The 17,620-nt window shown below is 59.1% G+C and carries 11 protein-coding genes and 1 pseudogene; 2 read left to right on the top strand and 10 right to left on the bottom strand.

Translation table 11 applies throughout. The features are described from left to right. Positions 1 to 1,609 precede the first annotated feature (1,609 nt). Positions 1,610 to 1,774 (top strand): hypothetical protein, encoded by a 165-nt coding sequence (locus tag AC0L3U_RS37375; protein WP_259219389.1) that lies wholly within the window; start codon positions 1,610 to 1,612, stop codon positions 1,772 to 1,774. 394 nt (positions 1,775 to 2,168) lie between these two features. Here AC0L3U_RS37375 and purU read toward each other — a convergent pair whose 3' ends face one another. From purU to AC0L3U_RS37405, 6 genes are all read right to left on the bottom strand, one after another. After that, complete coding sequence (purU, locus tag AC0L3U_RS37380) at positions 2,169 to 3,032, bottom strand: formyltetrahydrofolate deformylase (protein WP_259219388.1); 864 nt, start codon at positions 3,030 to 3,032, stop codon at positions 2,169 to 2,171. Positions 3,033 to 3,105: 73 nt separating this feature from the next. After that, positions 3,106 to 3,726 carry a sarcosine oxidase subunit gamma gene (locus tag AC0L3U_RS37385; RefSeq protein WP_259219387.1) on the bottom strand — a complete coding sequence of 207 codons (621 nt, stop codon included), beginning with the start codon at positions 3,724 to 3,726 and terminating at the stop codon, positions 3,106 to 3,108. After that, positions 3,719 to 6,703, bottom strand: coding sequence for a sarcosine oxidase subunit alpha family protein (locus AC0L3U_RS37390; protein WP_259219386.1), 2,985 nt, complete (start codon positions 6,701 to 6,703; stop codon positions 3,719 to 3,721). Before AC0L3U_RS37390 ends, AC0L3U_RS37385 begins: the two co-directional genes overlap by 8 nt. Further along, positions 6,700 to 6,975: a sarcosine oxidase subunit delta gene (locus tag AC0L3U_RS37395; RefSeq protein WP_259219385.1), complete on the bottom strand. Its 276-nt coding sequence runs from the start codon at positions 6,973 to 6,975 to the stop codon at positions 6,700 to 6,702. Before AC0L3U_RS37395 ends, AC0L3U_RS37390 begins: the two co-directional genes overlap by 4 nt. A 20-nt stretch (positions 6,976 to 6,995) precedes the next feature. Next, positions 6,996 to 8,246: a sarcosine oxidase subunit beta family protein gene (locus tag AC0L3U_RS37400; protein ID WP_259219384.1), complete on the bottom strand. Its 1,251-nt coding sequence runs from the start codon at positions 8,244 to 8,246 to the stop codon at positions 6,996 to 6,998. A gap of 1,313 nt (positions 8,247 to 9,559) precedes the next feature. After that, on the bottom strand, positions 9,560 to 10,819 hold the full coding sequence (locus AC0L3U_RS37405) for a Glu/Leu/Phe/Val family dehydrogenase (protein ID WP_259219452.1): 1,260 nt from the start codon (positions 10,817 to 10,819) through the stop codon (positions 9,560 to 9,562). Between the two features lie 128 nt (positions 10,820 to 10,947). Here AC0L3U_RS37405 and AC0L3U_RS37410 point away from each other — a divergent pair, with 128 nt between their 5' ends. After that, positions 10,948 to 11,955, top strand: coding sequence for a GlxA family transcriptional regulator (locus AC0L3U_RS37410; RefSeq protein WP_473284784.1), 1,008 nt, complete (start codon positions 10,948 to 10,950; stop codon positions 11,953 to 11,955). Here the strand turns inward: AC0L3U_RS37410 and folD are convergent. The 4 genes and pseudogenes from folD to AC0L3U_RS37430 all read right to left on the bottom strand — a co-directional run. Beyond that, entirely contained in the window at positions 11,942 to 12,916 is a 975-nt protein-coding gene (gene folD / locus AC0L3U_RS37415; RefSeq protein ID WP_259219382.1) for a bifunctional methylenetetrahydrofolate dehydrogenase/methenyltetrahydrofolate cyclohydrolase FolD, read from the bottom strand. The genes AC0L3U_RS37410 and folD overlap by 14 nt on opposite strands. A gap of 1,023 nt (positions 12,917 to 13,939) precedes the next feature. After that, positions 13,940 to 14,683 (bottom strand): IS21-like element helper ATPase IstB, encoded by a 744-nt coding sequence (istB, locus tag AC0L3U_RS37420; protein WP_259219381.1) that lies wholly within the window; start codon positions 14,681 to 14,683, stop codon positions 13,940 to 13,942. 11 nt (positions 14,684 to 14,694) lie between these two features. Next, positions 14,695 to 16,233 (bottom strand): annotated as a pseudogene (istA, locus tag AC0L3U_RS37425) (IS21 family transposase). Positions 16,234 to 17,065: 832 nt separating this feature from the next. Continuing rightward, positions 17,066 to 17,620: enoyl-CoA hydratase-related protein (locus tag AC0L3U_RS37430; RefSeq protein WP_473284787.1), on the bottom strand; the 555-nt coding region annotated here is incomplete at its 5' end.

Below are 17,620 nucleotides of genomic sequence, written 5' to 3' on the forward strand. Positions count from 1 at the left end.
ACTTCCGCCGTATCCTCGCCTGGCTCAGAGAACTCTTGTGCCTCTTCATGATCCAGCTATGGCATACGCTTGCCTGTGCAGTCCCGCTCAATTCGGCTTCTTAACGGACGACTGCGTTAGGTTCCAGGTGCACGGGCTCGGCAAAGTGAAGAGACTAGCCGCGGCGGGCTACTCCTTGGGCGCGATCGGCCTTCAGCTTCGATGAAAAACGTCAAGCCAACGGAACGTTAGGGCGAGCCGCCGGGCGGCCTGCGGACGCAGCCGGGATGATGCGGCCCGCGCCAATTTCGTCATTTTGGATAGGAGTGTTCCATCCGAGCTAAGCAGCGGACAAGTTCGTGAATAACTGCGGAATCTCTGTGATTGAGAACTCAATAGCGTTGGCTTTGTACGAGCTTCTCCCGCACTCGATATCGGGGCCTCTGGATATTGCCCGCAATGCTCGCGCACAGACCAAGGCCTGCACATAAACCAAGCCTCTACGTCTCGATGGAACAGGCGCGAACAACGTTCTTGTCGCCATGGCTTCTGTCTCGGAGTTACGGGCTCTGTATACTTGGGATCCTTCTCTCTTTGCCGTGATTGGGATCTTTCCTGCCGGTAGCGCCATGTTGACCGATGGGCCCTGTCGGTCCTCTGCGTCCCCGATGCAGTCCATTTATCTCGTCCGGCCCACCTCGCATGCTGCCAATGCTGATCGACCAACGGGTCTCCTGCTGAAGTGCGAACTCGTAGCAGACCTATTCAGCCGCTTCCAAGGTTCGAATGATATCGTTACGCTCGAAACAGCCTGATTCTCGACGGAAGTGAGCAATGCATATGAGCAGTTTCATGGAAGCGGTCGTCTAGGAAGCGAACCGATACTCTGAGGCACTTCAGCATTCGGAAACGCGGCACGATTATCAAAACCGGAATGCGCCACTTTTCAGTTCATGCAGAGTCACTTGCATCGAGATCGCTATCCAGCACGCTTGATCTATCGCAGACGGCCAAAGGGAAATCCTGCGGTGGCGGCGAAACGGCGCCACGTATCAATGATCATCAATCGAGAGTGCCACCGAATCGGGAATGCCTGCAGCCGAGTCGCGTGTGCGCAACAATTGGTGGGCGGCCGTCGGCCCGTAGCGGCTGCGGCGGGCGCCCTTAATCCTGCAAGGGGCGTTCCATCCGATCCGAAGGCGATGTCCTGGCCGATGATGACATAGAAGGAGCGGCGTTGCTCGGCTTGAACCTGTAGGGCTCGTGTGCCGAATCCAACGAAGGAACGCACGCCATGAAGAGACTTAGCACGATTACGAGGCCTGCGACGTCGCCTGTGGATAAGGCCTTCGAGGAAGTAAGCAACGAGCTTCGATCCCTTTTTCTTGGCCGCCGGCGTGGAGGCGCTCGGCGCCATGCTGCCGCAGGACGCGGAGGAGGCCTGTGGGCCTCGCCCATGCGCGCCGAGAGGGGCGACGCGGTCACCGCCGGGGCCGCACCCAAAACAAGATCGTCTTCCACGCTGGCAAGGAGCGTCCGCGCGGTGCGCGGGCTTGACGGTAAAGAGCTGTGCTCGCCGCGCTAAACAGGTGAGGCAGGCGGACTGGCTGTGGCCTGAGCGATAAACCTGATGCTGATCAAGGTCTCGACGCGCAGGGTGCGTCGGGTGGTGCGGCTTCCGAAGGGTGATGTTCAGGTGCGACTGCGGGGGCCTGTCGAATCGGCGGCATCACGGCATGTCGTGGTGCTGTCGGCGGCGCGCATGAAGGAATGGACTACGCGAAGCACGGGTTGAGCCAGAAAGCAGACGGGGCGCGCAACGAAGCCAACGTTGCGGCGATCTCAAGATGTCGACGATGGATTCCAGTGGTTGGCTGCGGAAGAGCGGCTCGTCAATTTGCATTCGGGCCCGCCCTTCTAGCTGGGCATCCAGTTAGGCCGGTTAAGTCAAACCGGGGGTCCGGACGCTCTCGCACATTGCGCCGCGCTTCGAGGGCAGCGATGCAACGAAATAGACAACTTCGTTTGTTGCTCCAGTGCCCGCGGCGCCTAATCAAGCTTGGCGTCAAACGACGCCGCATCAAAAGGAACCCGGACAAAGCTGACCAGGGCGAAATGGGAGACGATCCACAAGCCCAAGAACAGTCCTTTACTGAGACATCATTACGACTAGCCCGGGCAAGGTTTGGTCAGTTAGTGAAGACAACTGTCCTCTTGCCATTGAGCACAATACGATCCTCGAGGTGATGGCGTACGGCGCGAGCGAGTACGCGCCGTTCGATATCACGTCCTTTACGGATTAGATCCTCCGGCATGTCCCGATGCGAGATTTGTTCGACGTCCTGCTCGATAATCGGCCCCTCGTCCAGATCAGAGGTTACATAGTGCGCAGTGGCACCAATCAACTTTACGCCTCGTTCATGAGCTTGGTGATACGGCTTTGCTCCCTTGAAGCCTGGCAGGAAAGAGTGATGAATATTAATGCATCGCCCCGATAGCTTGGCCGTGAGGTCGTCCGACAAAATTTGCATGTAGCGGGCAAGGACGACAAGATCAGTATGGGTCTCCTTCACCAGCTCCCAGATGCGGGCCTCTTGTTCCATCTTGGTCTGCTTGGTGATAGGGAAATGGTAGAATGGCAGCTCGGCCAAGCCGGTGCAGGCCAGATGCTCGTGGCTATGGTTGGAGACGATCGCCGTCACCTCCATTGGCAGTTCGCCGGTGCGCCAGCGATAAAGCAAATCTGCGAGACAATGATCGAATTTGGACACCAACAGCATCACGCGCTTCTTTGCGGAACTCTGCCGCAGCTTGAATGTCATTGCGAGGCGCTCCGCGAGCGCCTCGATCGCGCCCGCTATTTCGGTCTCTGATTTGGCGTGATCGAGGCGATCGAAGACAACGCGCATAAAGAAACGCCTAGTTTCGGTATCGCCGAACTGCTGAGCATCCCGGATGTTACAACCAGCTTCGAAGAGAAGAACCGAGATTGCCGAGACGATGCCGGGGCCGTCAGAGCCGGATACGGTAAGGATCATGGAGTTATCGGACATAATGGCAAGCGCCGGCCGGCGGTCCTGCATAGACTGGATTGAAGAGAGCGAAGGTGGCGGAACACACACCATGTCAATTTCTGCAGGTGGAAATTCGACAACCAAACTCTGCAACGGAAGCCACGAACCAAGACCAAAAGCTGCCCGCCATACTTCGCGGCACAAGAATTTCGAAAACGGGCCCGTCCGATCCGTCTTCGGTCCGCCACAGCTGTACATTAACATGCGCGAAGCTCGTCAGAACGGTCGCGCCAACTGGAAACACTTTCGAGTGAAGATCGACCATCGAGCCCTTGGCGAGAACCTCGCGGACGCGCTTCCCCGAGACAGTCATTGCCGCGCGAGCATGGCTTTGGTCACTGACGGCAGCCTCGGCTGAAAGGAGCCCGAGCAAATCAGAAAAGCCCGCCCTCTGTCGGGCAATAAGGAGCCACTGATCCGGGCCCGACCATACCAAACCATGCGTGGGCGTTAGCGCGGCAGACGATGTTTGGGGTAGATCAAGACCGATCAGCTGCTTGGTGAGGCGCTGCAAACCGCTGGAGTCAGGCCTCGTGATTAAGGTCGCGAGCTGCAGGTCGTTCGAGATCAGCAGAGTAACACCCGCTTCGCCGTCGGCGCCGATCTGTTCGGCGTTGATGATGCCGGCCCAACAGTCTCGGGAACGCCACATAGAAGTCACTTGTTCAGGCATGCAGGCGGGTACCTTCAGCATCGAGAAAAACGGGTGAGCAAACCTCAACCTGGATTTCGCTATTGCGAACCGGATCGACTGCGCGAATGCGCTCGCCAATGCGAACTGATCCGTTCTTGAGAAAGCCCAAGCCAATCCAGTGGTTCAGATTCGGTGAATAAGCGACAGAGCTCATGTAGCCCTCGTCATTGTCCGTATTAGCGCTGCGCCCCATGGCGATGAAATGCGCGCCGGCGCGTAGCCGCTCGTTGGAATTGACCGGCCGAAATCCGACCAGGGTTGGACGGTCGCCTTGCTGGAGGGCCTCTCGCCTTGCCATTAGTCGTCCAATGAAATCTTTTTTGGACGACATCATTTTACCAAGGCCGAGATCGCGCGACGTCGTTTGACCGTTGAGCTCGTTGCCCGCCGCGTGCCCCTTCTCGACACGCATGACCCCGAGTGCTTCTGTTCCGTAAGGGGTGATCCCGTACGGCTCGCCTGCGGCCATCAGAGCTCGCATCATCGCATCGCCATAGCCGGCCGGGACCGCAAGCTCATAGGCCAGCTCGCCTGAAAACGAAATTCGGAACAGCCGAGCCGAGATGCCTTCGCTCACCGTGACCTCGCGCGCGGCGAGATATGGAAAGCTCTCGTTCGAAACATCGTGCGCAGTATCAACTATGCTGCGCAGAACTTCGCGCGATCTCGGGCCGGCGATTGCGGCCTGCGCCCACTGTTCAGTGATCGACACCATCCGCACGTCGAGCTCCGGCCACAGCACTTGATGACAGAATTCGAGATGCTGCATCACCTTTCCGGCATTCGCGGTCGTGGTAGTCATCACGAAATGATCTTGGGACAATCGCGAGGTGGTACCGTCGTCCATGGCGAAGCCGTCTTCGCGTAGCATCAGTCCATACCGGGCCTTGCCCACCGGCAACGTCTTCCAGCCATTGATATAGACGCGCTCCAAAAATTCGGCCGCATCCGTACCCTGAATATCGATCTTGCCGAGCGTTGAGACATCACAGATGCCTACCCGCCTGCGGACAGCAAGCACCTCCCGGTTGACAGTGGTCAGCCAATCCTGCTCGCCCGGTGTCGGATAGTATTGCGCCCGAAGCCATTGCCCCGTTGCGACAAAGACCGCGCCTTGCTCTCGCGACCACTCATGTGTCGGGGCCAGACGCACGGGGCGGAAATCTTTTCCGCGGTGGTGGCCGGCCAGGGCGCCGATCGCGACCGGCGAATAGGGTGGACGGAAAACAGTCGTGCCGATATCGGAAATCGTTCTGCCCGTCTGCTCGGCCATGATGGCCAGACCGGAGAGATTGGAGGTCTTGCCCTGATCCGTGGCCATCCCCAGGGTCGTGTAGCGCTTAAGGTGCTCAACCGAGCGGAAACCTTCGCGAGCCGACACCTCAACATCCTTGTCGGTGACATCATTTTGGAAGTCGACAAAAGCTTTGCCTCTGCCGCCTGTCACACGCCAGATCGGCTTCAGACCACTCGTCTCAGGGTCGGTAGCGGGAATAGCTTCCATCAGTGACGGGGCAAAGCCGAGCTCGACCGTGGCGTCTCGCCCAAACCGTACGCCATCTTCGAGCGCCTCAGCCAAAGTGAAGCGGCCGGCGGCGCTGCCCGCGACAAGTAGACCGGGCGGCGGTGTACCGGGCACAAAGGCCTGCTTCTCCTCGTTCCAAACTGGCCTGCCGTTCTGGTGAGACGTGAGGTGAAGCGTCGGATTCCAACCATTGGAAACCGCGAGCAGATCACATCCCAGGATCGTGCGCTTTCCGGAGCTATCACGTATTACGACTCTGCGTAGGTGACGCCCACCTTGGGTGGCCTCGATGGTACCGCCGGTAAAGACCAGCGCGCCGGCACGCTCCGCGAGCGTTTTGAATACAGGGTCGATTTCACTGCGGGAATCAACGACGGCTGACAGGCGCGCCCCGGCTGACACCAGGTCGCGCGCTGTGGCCCAGCCACTGTCGCCCGCCGTGAAAACGACAGCTTCCGAGCCTGGCAGGACCCCAAAGCGGTTGACGTATGCGCGTACCGCGCTGGCAAGCATAACTCCCGGCCGGTCGTTGCCAGGGAAGACGATCGGCCGCTCGAGCGCTCCTGAGGCAAGGATCGCGCGCTTTGCATAAATCCGCCACCCGCGCTGACGCGGCTGATGAGCTGGCGGGATAGCGATGTGGTCGTTCACCCGTTCAACCGCGCCGAATATGCCGTGGTCGTAGAGCCCAAAGATGGTAGTCCGAGGCATGATGCGCACTTCGGAAAGCGAGCTGAGCTCAGCCAATGTAGCGGACAGCCATTCGTCGGCGGGACGGCCGTCTATCTCGCGCTTATCAGCGAGCAAACGGCCACCAAATCGAAAATCCTCATCACACAAGATAACGCGCGCGCCACTGCGGCCCGCGGTGAGTGCCGCTGTGAGGCCGGCCGGCCCACCACCGATGACCAAAACATCGCAGAACGCGAAGGCCTTTTCGTAATGGTCGGGGTCGGCGACTTCGGCGGCACGCCCAAGTCCCGCGGCGCTGCGGATCAGGGGTTCGTACAGCTTCTCCCAAAAGGAAGCCGGCCACATGAAAGTCTTGTAGTAGAAGCCCGCGACCAAAGCGGGTGCAGCGAGACCATTCAGTGATAAGAAATCGAAACCGAGGGATGGCCAGCGGTTTTGACTTCTTGCCTCAAGCGCGTCAAACAGCTCAATGATCGTCGCTCGTGTGTTCGGCTCACGCCGAGCACCGGAGCGCAATTCAACTAACGCGTTGGGCTCCTCGGAGCCAGCTGATAGAACACCGCGCGGACGATGATACTTAAAGGACCGGGCGAGGAGCCGGACGCCATTTGCAAGGAGGGCAGAGGCGAGCGTATCGCCTGGATGCCCAATATAGCTCTTTCCATCAAAGCGGAACTCTAACGTCTGACTGCGATTAATCAGTCCTGCGTTTGGCAGACGGAACGGCTGTGTGCTCATGCCGCCGCTCCCACTTTTGCGTTCTTGGCCGGGACCACGGACTCGATCTTGTGGCTCAAGGTATGACGGCGCACAACTAGCCAAGCGTGACATCCAGCGCCGTGATACCAAAGCTCGTCGTGAGGACCGCGCGAATTGTCACGCATGTAAACGTATTCGAACATTGCATCTTCCGTGGTGGCGAGCCCATCAGGACGGCGCGGTCGGGCATCGCCGAGGTAGATAAATTCCTGGACGTCACGCGCTCCGCAATGGGGACATGGAATGCGCATCGGGTCTGCTCCAGGGAATGTCAGTGAAGGTTTGGCTGGGCGCCAACGCCCTTTTCGTCGATGAGCCGGCCGGTCGCGAAGCGATCGAGCCTATAGGCGGCGGCCACTGCATGCGGCTCATCCTTAGCTATGAGATGGGCGAAGCAGAGCCCCGACGCCGGTGTCGCCTTAAAGCCGCCGTAGCACCAACCGGCATTGAGATAGAGCCCAGGGACCGGAGCGTGATCGATGATCGGCGAGCCGTCCATCGACATATCCATTATGCCTCCCCAATGACGCAGCAGCCGCACTCGACCAAGCCCGGGCCAAAGGCCCATCGCCGCCTCCATTACATCCTCAACCACTGGGAGATTACCCCGTTGGGCGTAAGAGTTGTATCCATCGATATCGCCTCCGAAGACGAGGCCGCCTTTGTCGGACTGACTGATGTAAAGATGACCCGCGCCGAAGGTGACCACAGAGTCGATCAGGGGCTTTAGTCCCTCGGAAACGAAGGCCTGCAGGACATGGCTTTCAATCGGCAGCCGCATCCCCGCCATAGCGGCGAGTCGAGATGAGTTGCCCGCGACCGCGAGAGCGATCTTCTTTGCCTTGATCGGGCCACGCGTGGTGTCGACCCCGATTACGCGACCGTCGACGACATCGATAGCCGTCACCTCGCAATTCTGCACGATGTCAACGCCAAGTGCGTCAGCGGCACGAGCGTAGCCCCAAGCAACCGCGTCATGGCGGGCCGTGCCCCCGCGCCTTTGCAGCAACCCGCCCTCGATGGGAAAGCGGCTTGTCTCGTAGTCGAGGAAGGGCAGCATGGTACGAACCTGCTCGCGATCAATCAGCTCTGCGTCGACGCCGGCGAGGCGCATCGCGTTGGCTCGGCGCGCAAAGGCGTCGCGCTGAACGTCCGAATGAAAGAGGTTGAGCACCCCGCGCTGACTGATCATCGCGTTGTAGTTCAGGTCCTGCTCCAAACCTTCCCATAGCTTCATCGAGAGCTCGTAGAAGGGGGTATTTCCTGGCAGGAGATAGTTGGACCGGATGATCGTCGTATTTCGGCCGATATTGCCGGACCCTATATACCCCTTCTCAATTACCGCAACGTTTCGAACGCCGTACTGCCCGGCAAGATAGTAAGCCGTAGCGAGACCATGACCGCCGCCCCCGATGATCAGAACGTCGTATTCGGACTGGGGCACAGCATCGCGCCAAGCTGGCTGCCAGCCACGATGGGCTATCAACGCTTGTGTAAGGAGAGAGAAGATGGAATAGCGCATCGATTTTTGTGGCTATGTAGAAGCCGCCCCTAAGAACTTCATTGATCTGGCCGCAAATTGAACAGCGCAGCTTCGGTCGGCATGATTGTTAGCGACATTCAATTGATCGAAAACGACAAGACCGCTTACATTGTGCACCCTCGTATTGGCAGTCGAGTTGAAGATGGGGCTGCATTGATCAGAAAGCACTTGGGCTCAGCCGGGTCGCGTACCGACAGATGAGTGTTGAACGTATCGGTCCAGCCATATAGGTCGCAGATTCGGAAAGCGCAGCCAACTCTCGATGGATCCGCCATTCGGGCTTTCTGATTTTTCGCGTTCTGGTGAACCGCGGGATCCATCGGGTCAGCCGCCCTAACTTCTGAAAGAGATTTCATCTGTCTTCTCCTGGGCGAGAACAGGGTTATTGAGTTTACGCCAGTCTAGAGGCTGAACCTCTCAAATCTTGACCCAGGTACGCAGGAGATCTGCGTCGCGTCTGCGAATGCGGAGTTTTCAGGACAGTGTGGCCCACAGACAGAATTGCGTAGGATATCCGGATCATCGGCCTGCCTTCCGCGCTCAGGTTTGGATCATGGCAGGCGCAGAGCTCAGTCGAACAATGAATAACCTTTTGCACGGAGCACCAGAAAGCATCCTACGAAGTTTGCCGAGGTATCTACCGTCCCGTAGGTGGGGACGTTGATCACGATCTGATCCCGACGAGAAAAACACTCGATCCTGCACTTGACCCGACGCGAGCGCCTGCTGCTACGCTTTCCCACAACGTGCTGGTTGCGGTTCTTTGCGGACCACCCACACTTGGGAAAACCGCGAGCGGAACGAATGCAGCGATTGCGCGATTCGACTCAGGACGCAGGAGGTCTGCGTCATGCAGTCGCTACCCAGGTAGCGGAACAGTCCAACGGGCTAGTAGCTGATCATCGCCACTGACAAACCCTTTCGGCTGCATGAGCTTGAAGTTGAAGCCGCGAAGGCGAGTTCATCGATTGCCACACCTGCCACAAGAGCCAGGAGACAGCGGCCAGAAGGGCGACCACTGCCGCGCCATTAAGCAGCAGCACCACCGCTGGATTTGTCAGCCAAACCGGCGGATAGTTCCATTTCCCCCTCAATCGCTGAGGTTCTCGACGTAAGGGGGCGCCGTTGGGTGGTCGCGTTCTGGTTGACTGTTCGGGCACTGCGTCAGTCAACGAACTCGTCGACCATAATTCGATAAACGAGCCCGCTTACTCGCTCCGTTAAGCTCGTCGGCAGACAAGCCACCGCGACAAATTTGCTGGCGCGAAATGAGTTGAGCAGCAATGATGATACTATGGGAATAGCCCGCGCGTTTCCTTTGCACCACGTACGCGTTCCACACCGATCGCCATGGCTGACGTCCGGTTGAACACGTTATCCCGTTTGGCGCGCGCTAATACCTGATCGAAGGCCCGATCCAAGACTTGATACTCGCGCCGCATTACCTCTTCTTCCTCCCAGAACAACCGCTGGAGATCTTGTACCCACTCGAAGTAGCTGACCACTACTCCGCCCGAGTTGCATAAAACGTCGGGAATTAGGAAGATCTCCTTCTGACGTCTTTCTAAAATCCTATCTGCATCCGGCGTAGCCGGACCGTTGGCACCTTCGGCAAGAATACGACAGCGAAGGTCACCCGCGATTTTGGCGTTGATCGTCTGCTCTACCGCAGCCGGAACGAGTACATCACACTCAAGCGTCAGCATTTCCTGACGGTCCAAGGCGAGCTCATCGGAGTAGCCTTCCAAGCTACCTTGCGAAGCCGCATGTCTGACCAATTGCGGGATGTCCAGGCCTGCAGGCCGATAGAGCGCGCCGGTGTGGTCGCTTACTGCGATGACCTTAACTCCCCTGTTGTGCAGTTCGAGCGCCGCGATCGAACCGACATTGCCGAATCCTTGAACGACTGCCGTTGCACCGCTGAGGCGGATCTTTAGTTCATCCGCGGCTCGACGGACCAAATGCGTCACTCCCCTACCCGTCGCTTCGCGCCTTCCCAACGTTCCCCCCGCACTGACGGGTTTACCAGTAACGATCTCGGCAACTGTTTGTCCCTGGTACATGGAATATGTGTCCATAAACCAGGCCATGATCTGCTCATTGGTCCCCATGTCAGGCGCCATCACGTCTGGATGCGGCCCACCGAATGGGATCATTTCCTGCATGTATCGACGAGATAGCGCTTCAAGTTCGCGCCTGGACAAGCTCGAGGGCTCGACACTGATGCCACTCTTAGCGCCACCATACGGCAAACCGACCAGCGCGCATTTCCAGCTCATCCAGATTGCAAGTGCCGCAACTTCGCTAAGATCCACGCTCGTGGCAAACCGTGTGCCGCCTTTCGTCGGCCCGAGTGTAAGGTGATGCTGCACTCGATAGCCCTCGAAAACGGCCGTGGTGCCGTCGTCACGATGAATAGGACAGGACACAATGACCGCTCGCTTCGGCATCAACAGCCGCGCCCTAGCATCTTCCGGTATAGATAGGTAATTTGCGATTACCTCAAATTGTTTTACGGCCATGTCAAAGACCGGCCCGCCGTACGCGGTCACGTTAGCTCCTTGGCCATAGTTGGCTGGCAGATCAGACTTGCCTGAACTTAACCCGACCTCGTTTGGAACGGAGAGCAGATACAAGTCCCGCTTGTATGATCCACATTGAAGGGCGTAGTTTTTCGGGCATGATCAACAACGACCTTCGAATGTCTGAAAACGATAGTCCTGGCCCACGGCCAGCTCATGTCGGCTTCCTGCTCGTTCCAGACTTCGCAATGCTTCCATACGTCTCCGTGATTGAGCCTCTACGTGCGGCAAATCGTCTGTCGGGTAGCACCCTGTACCGCTGGAGTCATGTTTCAATCGATAGAGAGCAGGCTGCGGCTTCCAATGGGGTGCGTATTCAAACCGACTTTCGTGTCGGGACGGATGCGGATTTCGATTACGTTTTTGTCTGCGCCGGAGGCAATCCGACGCTCTTCAAACATGCCGCGACATTTGCCTGGTTGAGAACACTCGCTCGACGCGGCGTCAAGATTGGTGGCGTCTCAGGCGGACCTTACATTCTCGCGCGCGCGAATTTGCTTGCTGGCTACCGGTTTACGATTCATTGGGAACATGCTCCCGCCTTCGCTGAGGAATATCCCGACCTGGACCTGCGTCGCTCTCTATACGAAATCGATCGAGATCGACTGACATCTGGTGGCGGCACCGCGCCGTTAGATATGATGCATGCTATTATTGCTCGAGAACAAGGTACCGAGTTGGCGATGGCTGTTAGCGAGTGGTTCCTGCAGACCCACGTTCGTGAAGGAACCGGTCCCCAACGGATGCCGCTGCGTGAACGTCTCGGCATCGCGCATGCGCCACTGCTCAGAGTGATCGGTCGGATGGAGCAAACTGTAGAAAATCCAGTTTCGCGAAACGAGCTTGCGCGTGTTGCCAACGTCTCCCTCCGCCACCTGGAGCGACTTTTCCGTCAGCATCTGGGCAGTTCACTCGGCGAGCACTATCTGGCACTACGCTTGGAACGCGCACGGGATCTCGTGCGGCAAAGTAGCTTATCGGTGCTTGAGATCGCTCTGGCTTGCGGGTTCACGAGCGCCAGCCATTTTTCCCGCAGCTATCGCGCTCGCTTCGGTCGAGCACCGCGGGCGGAGCGATTGCGCGAAACGACCGCTAAACGATGCTGAGGCCTTGATTCCCATCGATTGTGCACTGCACATCGACCCGCGAAGCTTTCGAGGAAAGCCGCGCTTGGCAGTCCCCTGAAGTCCTAAAGAAAGATAAACCGCGGCGCAAAATAGCTGCCTCAATTGTGTTCGCGAGCAAGTAGGCCACCGTCATGGGCCCGACACCGCCGGGCACGGGGGTTATGTAGCTCGCGCGCTCAATCGCTTCCGCGAAAGCTACATCTCCAATAAGCTTCCCAGTGCCCATTGAATCGACAGCACGATTAATGCCAACATCGATTACAATCGCGCCGCTCTTAAGCCAATCGCCACGGACGAGTTCTGGGGAGCCTGCGGCAGCGACGACAATGTCAGAATTTCGGCAGAGGTCCGGTACATTTCGTGTTTGGATCTGTACACCAGTCACAGTACATCCGGCATCGCCCAGCAGAACTGCCAGAGGCTTTCCTACGATGTTTGAACGACCGATCACAAGGACATTGAGCCCCCTCAAATCGCTCACAACCGTCTTGATAAGATGAACAACACCGAGCGGAGTGCAAGGAATGAGAGCAGGTTGCCCGACCGACAATCGTCCGACATTGTAAGAATGGAAGCCGTCTACATCCTTGGCTGGATCGATGGCCTCCAGCACGTGCCATCGGTCAATGTGCCCTGGCAGCGGAAGTTGGATGAGAATGCCATCAACGGAATCGTCGGCGTTTAGCTCTTCGATTAGCCCGATGAGTTCGGCTTCGCTAGCGGAGCATGGAAGCTGATATTGACGAGAACTGATTCCCACGGATCGCGCTTGTTTGCCCTTTGTGCTCACGTAAATGGAACTGACTGGATCGCTGCCGACTAGTACCACTGCCAATCCTAAGGTTAGATTGAACTCGGCTTGCAGCAACGCCACTTCCTTCGCCAAGTTTGTTCGAAGGGTCTTGGCGATGGATTTTCCATCGATTAGCTTAGAAACCATTGTTCTTTCTCAGGAGGCATTAGTATATCTAGCCCGAGAGTAGTTGCGGGCGGGTAGACTGACTATATCGTGCCGTTAGTCGCAAGCCAGTTCGCCTTGGGCGGCGACGGCAAACCATCTCTCGGCAATACCGGACGCGGTCGGCTTAGATACTGCGCTCTTTGGTAGCGTATAGCATCCGAGTCGACACGTTCGACATATCCAGAAGTGCAAATTGGGAAAGCGTTCGGAAAATCAGCGCTCGATGCCAATCATTCCACATTATCTGCTGGGAAAGCATCACGCCGAGTAGATCGCGACACATCTCGCCCGCGAAGGCGAACGGAATTAGTCTATCAGTATGTGTTGCCATTGCACCGTCCCCGACTCTGAGCCTGAGCTCGCGATTGAACTGAAGCGAATGAACGTTGTAGACGCGTCTCAGACCGCTACAAACGCGACAAACTTTGGAGTACGAGAAGGAAACTGCTCAATAGCCCCTTGAGCCGGAGATCGACGAGCGATCCAAGCCGTGCTTGCGTGTCACTTGGGTTCATGTCGAACTACTAGTTGAAGCGCAAACTCCCCTTTGACGATATGCGTCCTTGAAATGCCTGATTGCGACATCATCTTTGATGCGCAGCTATCTACTTGTGAAGTGACTTTCCCCACTTGCCGGGGAGCGCGAGGCAAGTCATGTCATCGACACCCATGACCTTGGGAGCATCAGCCGGAGGACGGATGGGTGCCGGACCACGCTCAGCAGCGTGTCTCTGGTCGACTGCGAATTCCGATGATCTCGCCCGGGTGTACCGATTTGATCTCGCCCAGGATTCCGAGATGATCTCGCCCACCATTCCGATTTGATGTCGCCCGGGGCGCGAGGCGTTCTGGCTTTTAGGTTTCTGGCATCGGTGAAGCGGCGGGGTCAACCTTGAATCGCGGCTTGAGGCCCTTCTTCGTCTGCTGTTGCTCTGCTGTGGGCATGTGGGCAACGCTCTTTGCGTTGTCCAAGCGCAGCGGCATGTCCACAGCGCCACTGACTCAGGCCTTTTGGGCGGGTTTGCGGGTTCGCCGCATGCTCTCGCCGTTCAGGTCAATCCGGTGGGCGTTATGGACCAGGCGGTCGAGGACGGCGTCGGCGTAGGTGGGGTCGCCGATCAGCGCGTGCCATTGATCGACGGGAAGCTGGCTGGTGACGATGGTGGAGCGGCGGCCATAGCGTTCCTCGAGGATCTCCAGCAGGTCGTGGCGGGCCGCGGCGTCGAGCGGCTCGAGGCCCCAGTCGTCGAGGACGAGCAGATCGACGCGGCCGAGCGCACGCAGGAGCCGGGGGTGGCGACCATCGCCGCGCGCCAGAGCGAGATCGGTGAACAGCCGTGGGACACGCTGATAGAGCACGGAGCGATTGTCGCGGCAGGCCTTGTTGCCGAGCGCCGAGGCGAGCCAGCTCTTGCCGACGCCGGACGGGCCGCAGATCAGCAGGTTGGCGTGGTCGGCGATCCAGCCGCCTTCGACGAGCATTGCCAGAAGGCTGCGGTCGAGGCCACGCGGGGTGCGATAGTCGATGTCCTCGACGCAGGCCTGCTGGCGCAGCTTGGCGTATTGCAGCCGCTTCGACAGCCGCTTGTCGCGTCGCAGCGACGCTTCGCGTTCGAGCAAGAGCGCAAGCCATTCGGCGTGGCCGAGACTCGCGGCATCGCCGCCGGCTTCGATGTCGACGAAGGCCTTGGCCATGCCGTGAAGCCCGAGCGCGTTGAGTTGATCGAGGGTCGGATGCGTGAGCAAGACGTGATCTCCTAATTGTAATAGCGCGGCCCGCGGATGTTGGGATGGAGGATCGGCGCGTCGTCCGCGGGACGCTTGGGTGAAGGACGCCGATCGAGATTGTTGGCGAGGATCGATTTGACCGAGCCGTAGGTGCGCGCGCCGATGTCGATCGCCCGCATGGCGGCGGCGTCGAGCCGCTCGTGCCCGTAGGATCGGGCGAGCCGGATGATGCCGAGGCAGGCGCGGAAGCCCTGTTCCGGATGCAAGCGCTCGTCGAGGATCAGGTTGCACAGCGCCGCGGTGGCTGGCCCGATCGTGGCGGCATCCTTGCGGATACGCTCGATGGTCCAGCCGGCGTAGCGCCGATGACTGGACGCCATGTGCTCCGGCACCGTGGTGTGTTTGTGATTGCCGCTCATGCGCTGATGCGCGGCGATCCGCTCACCCTTGTGGAAAATCTCGACGGTGCGGGCGGTGAAGCGCACCTCGACCTCGGCGCGGACGAAGCGATGCGGGACGCTGTAGTAATGCGCCTCGACCTCGACGTGATAGTCGATGCTGACCCGGCAGACCCGCCACTCGGCGAACACGTAAGGGTTCTCCGGCAAGGTCTTGAGCGCCGGCCGGTCGATCTCCTCCAACAGCTTGCGGCGGGTCACGCCGAGGCGCCGGATCGGCCGCTCCTCGTTGAGCCGGGTCATTAACTCGGCGATCGCCGCATTGACCTCGGCGAGGCTGTGGAAGATCCGGTGGCGCAGCCGCCCGAGCAGCCAGCGCTCAACCATGAGGACTGCCTGCTCGACCTTGGCCTTGTCCCGCGGCCGTCGTGGCCTGGCCGGCAGAATGCCAGTGCCGTAATGCGCCGCCATATCGGCGTAGCTGCGGTTGATCTGCGGATCGTAGCGGCAGGCCTTGATCACTGCGACCTTGGTGTTGTCCGGCACCAGCAGCGCCGGCACGCCGCCGATCGCCTCGAAGGCACCGACGTGGCCGCTGATCCAGTCGGCGAGCCCCTGCGTCCAGGTCGCCTGCGCGTAGGTGAAGCTGGATGCGCCGAGCACCGCGACGAAGATCTGAGCGGCCCGCCGCTCGCCGGTGAGCCGGTCGATCACCACCGGCACGCCGTCGCCCGCATAGTCGACGAACAGCTTGTCGCCGGCCGCATGCGACTGGCGCATCGTCACCGACAGGCGGCCTTCCCAGGCGCGGTAGAGTTCGCAGAACCGCGAATAGCGATACCCGTCGGGCTCGCTCGCGATGTACTCCTCCCACAGGATCAACAGCGTCACGTGCTTGCGCTTGAGCTCGCGATGCACCGCCGCCCAGTCCGGCTCCGCCTGCCGGCGATGGCCCCGCCGCGTGCCGGAACCGGCACCGGCGCTGGCGAACAGCCGGGCCTCCAGCACAGCGTCGGTGACGTCATCGGGCAACGGCTAGGTCAGCCCCGATGCCTCGAACCGGCGGATCGTCAACCGCACCGTCGAAGGGGCCGTTCCCACCCGCCGCGCAATCTCGCGGGTCGGCATCCCGGCCGACTTCAATCTGATCACATCGCGCACATGGCGCATCGCAAACCTCTCCGTCGGCATCCAGGTCCCCCTTCGCAAAGCCGAAAGGCAGGACCGTATCGGAGCCAGAAGAGGCCTCGTCACCCCCGGGCGACATCATCCCGGAAGGGTGGGCGAGATCATCTCGGAATGCTGGGCGACATCAAATCGGAACGGTGGGCGAGATCATTCCGGAATGGTGGGCGACATCGAGCGGAATCAGCAGTCGACCGCCAAGCAATAGCCCCGCGCATTTACGATGGCATTTTCTCGCCGGCCTGGCATCATCGGTCGTCTGGAAGTCCCCCGGCTCATGACTCTGCTATCGGATCGGGAGCCCGCGACTGCACGAGCTCGGCTTGCTGCCGATCCCGTGACCTCGACAGCGACCGCAATCTGACGAGCGGCAGCAAAGTCATTGTGAGGGTGAACCGCGGTTCCTTGATGTGGTCTACAAATCGATGCGCACGGTTATCGGTGCGGTAACGACCAATCCCGACCTGCTTTGAGCCTGAGAGCTTCTGTATGACGGCCATCTGCCGCAGGAGAACAGTTTGGCCGTCCAATCTCCCTCGAGCAAAGCCTTACTCAGCAGCAGATCGAACATCAAGCTGGACACGAAATGACGTTGGCAGCACATGATCGGAAACGAGCGAACGATGAGCTTCCGGACTCGATAACGTTCCCTAGATGCGCATTTGGTATGACCTGAAATCAGCGGGCGCTCGACTGGCGGAGCCGAGTTGAAGTTTGGCGACCCCCGAGGAGGCCCACGGCCGATCCAATAGACTTATTTGTCATTGTTCCTCGAGCAAGCTCAAGGAAGTCCCCTTCGCCCGGCAAGTCCATAACTCTATCTCCCCTTCCAAACCGGATCTCGCTTTTCTGCGAAGGCCCGTGGCCCCTCGATTCTATCGTCAGAGCTATAGAGCACATCGACGGTGGCAAACTGCCGGCGTGCCACTCGGTTCATGGCGTCCTGAAAGGAAAGTGTCTCTGCAGCGCGCACCGTCTCCTTGATGGCTGCAAACACTAGCGGAGGACCGCCGGCGAGCAATTTTGCAATTTCCCACACACGCGGCTCGAGCTTTTCGTGCGGTAGCACCTCATTGACGACGCCCCAGCGATGCGCCTCGATGGCATCCATCCAACGCCCGGTAAACAACAGATCCATTGCGACGTGATAAGGCATGCGCTTCGGCAGCTTGATTGACGCCGCGTCAGCCAGCACGCCGGCGCGGATTTCCGGCAGAGCGAATGAGGAACGGTCTGAGGCGTAGATCAAATCACAGGAAAGTGCCAATTCGAAGCCGCCGCCAACCGCCATGCCGTTAACGCAGGCGATCACGGGCTTATTGAGGTCGCGTAGTTCTTGTATGCCGCCGAAACCACCGACACCATAGTCGCT

It is taken from the genome of Bradyrhizobium sp. Kon69 (assembly GCF_055807515.1).

Bases quoted from the DNA above. Each gene is read 5' to 3' on its own strand.
- AC0L3U_RS37375 (WP_259219389.1), top strand. From the start codon at position 1,610: ATGCTGATCAAGGTCTCGACGCGCAGGGTGCGTCGGGTGGTGCGGCTT.
- AC0L3U_RS37385 (WP_259219387.1), bottom strand. From the start codon at position 3,726: ATGCCTGAACAAGTGACTTCTATGTGGCGTTCCCGAGACTGTTGGGCC.
- folD (WP_259219382.1), bottom strand. From the start codon at position 12,916: ATGGTTTCTAAGCTAATCGATGGAAAATCCATCGCCAAGACCCTTCGA.
- AC0L3U_RS37410 (WP_473284784.1), top strand. From the start codon at position 10,948: ATGATCAACAACGACCTTCGAATGTCTGAAAACGATAGTCCTGGCCCA.
- AC0L3U_RS37390 (WP_259219386.1), bottom strand. From the start codon at position 6,703: ATGAGCACACAGCCGTTCCGTCTGCCAAACGCAGGACTGATTAATCGC.
- AC0L3U_RS37395 (WP_259219385.1), bottom strand. From the start codon at position 6,975: ATGCGCATTCCATGTCCCCATTGCGGAGCGCGTGACGTCCAGGAATTT.
- purU (WP_259219388.1), bottom strand. From the start codon at position 3,032: ATGTCCGATAACTCCATGATCCTTACCGTATCCGGCTCTGACGGCCCC.
- AC0L3U_RS37400 (WP_259219384.1), bottom strand. From the start codon at position 8,246: ATGCGCTATTCCATCTTCTCTCTCCTTACACAAGCGTTGATAGCCCAT.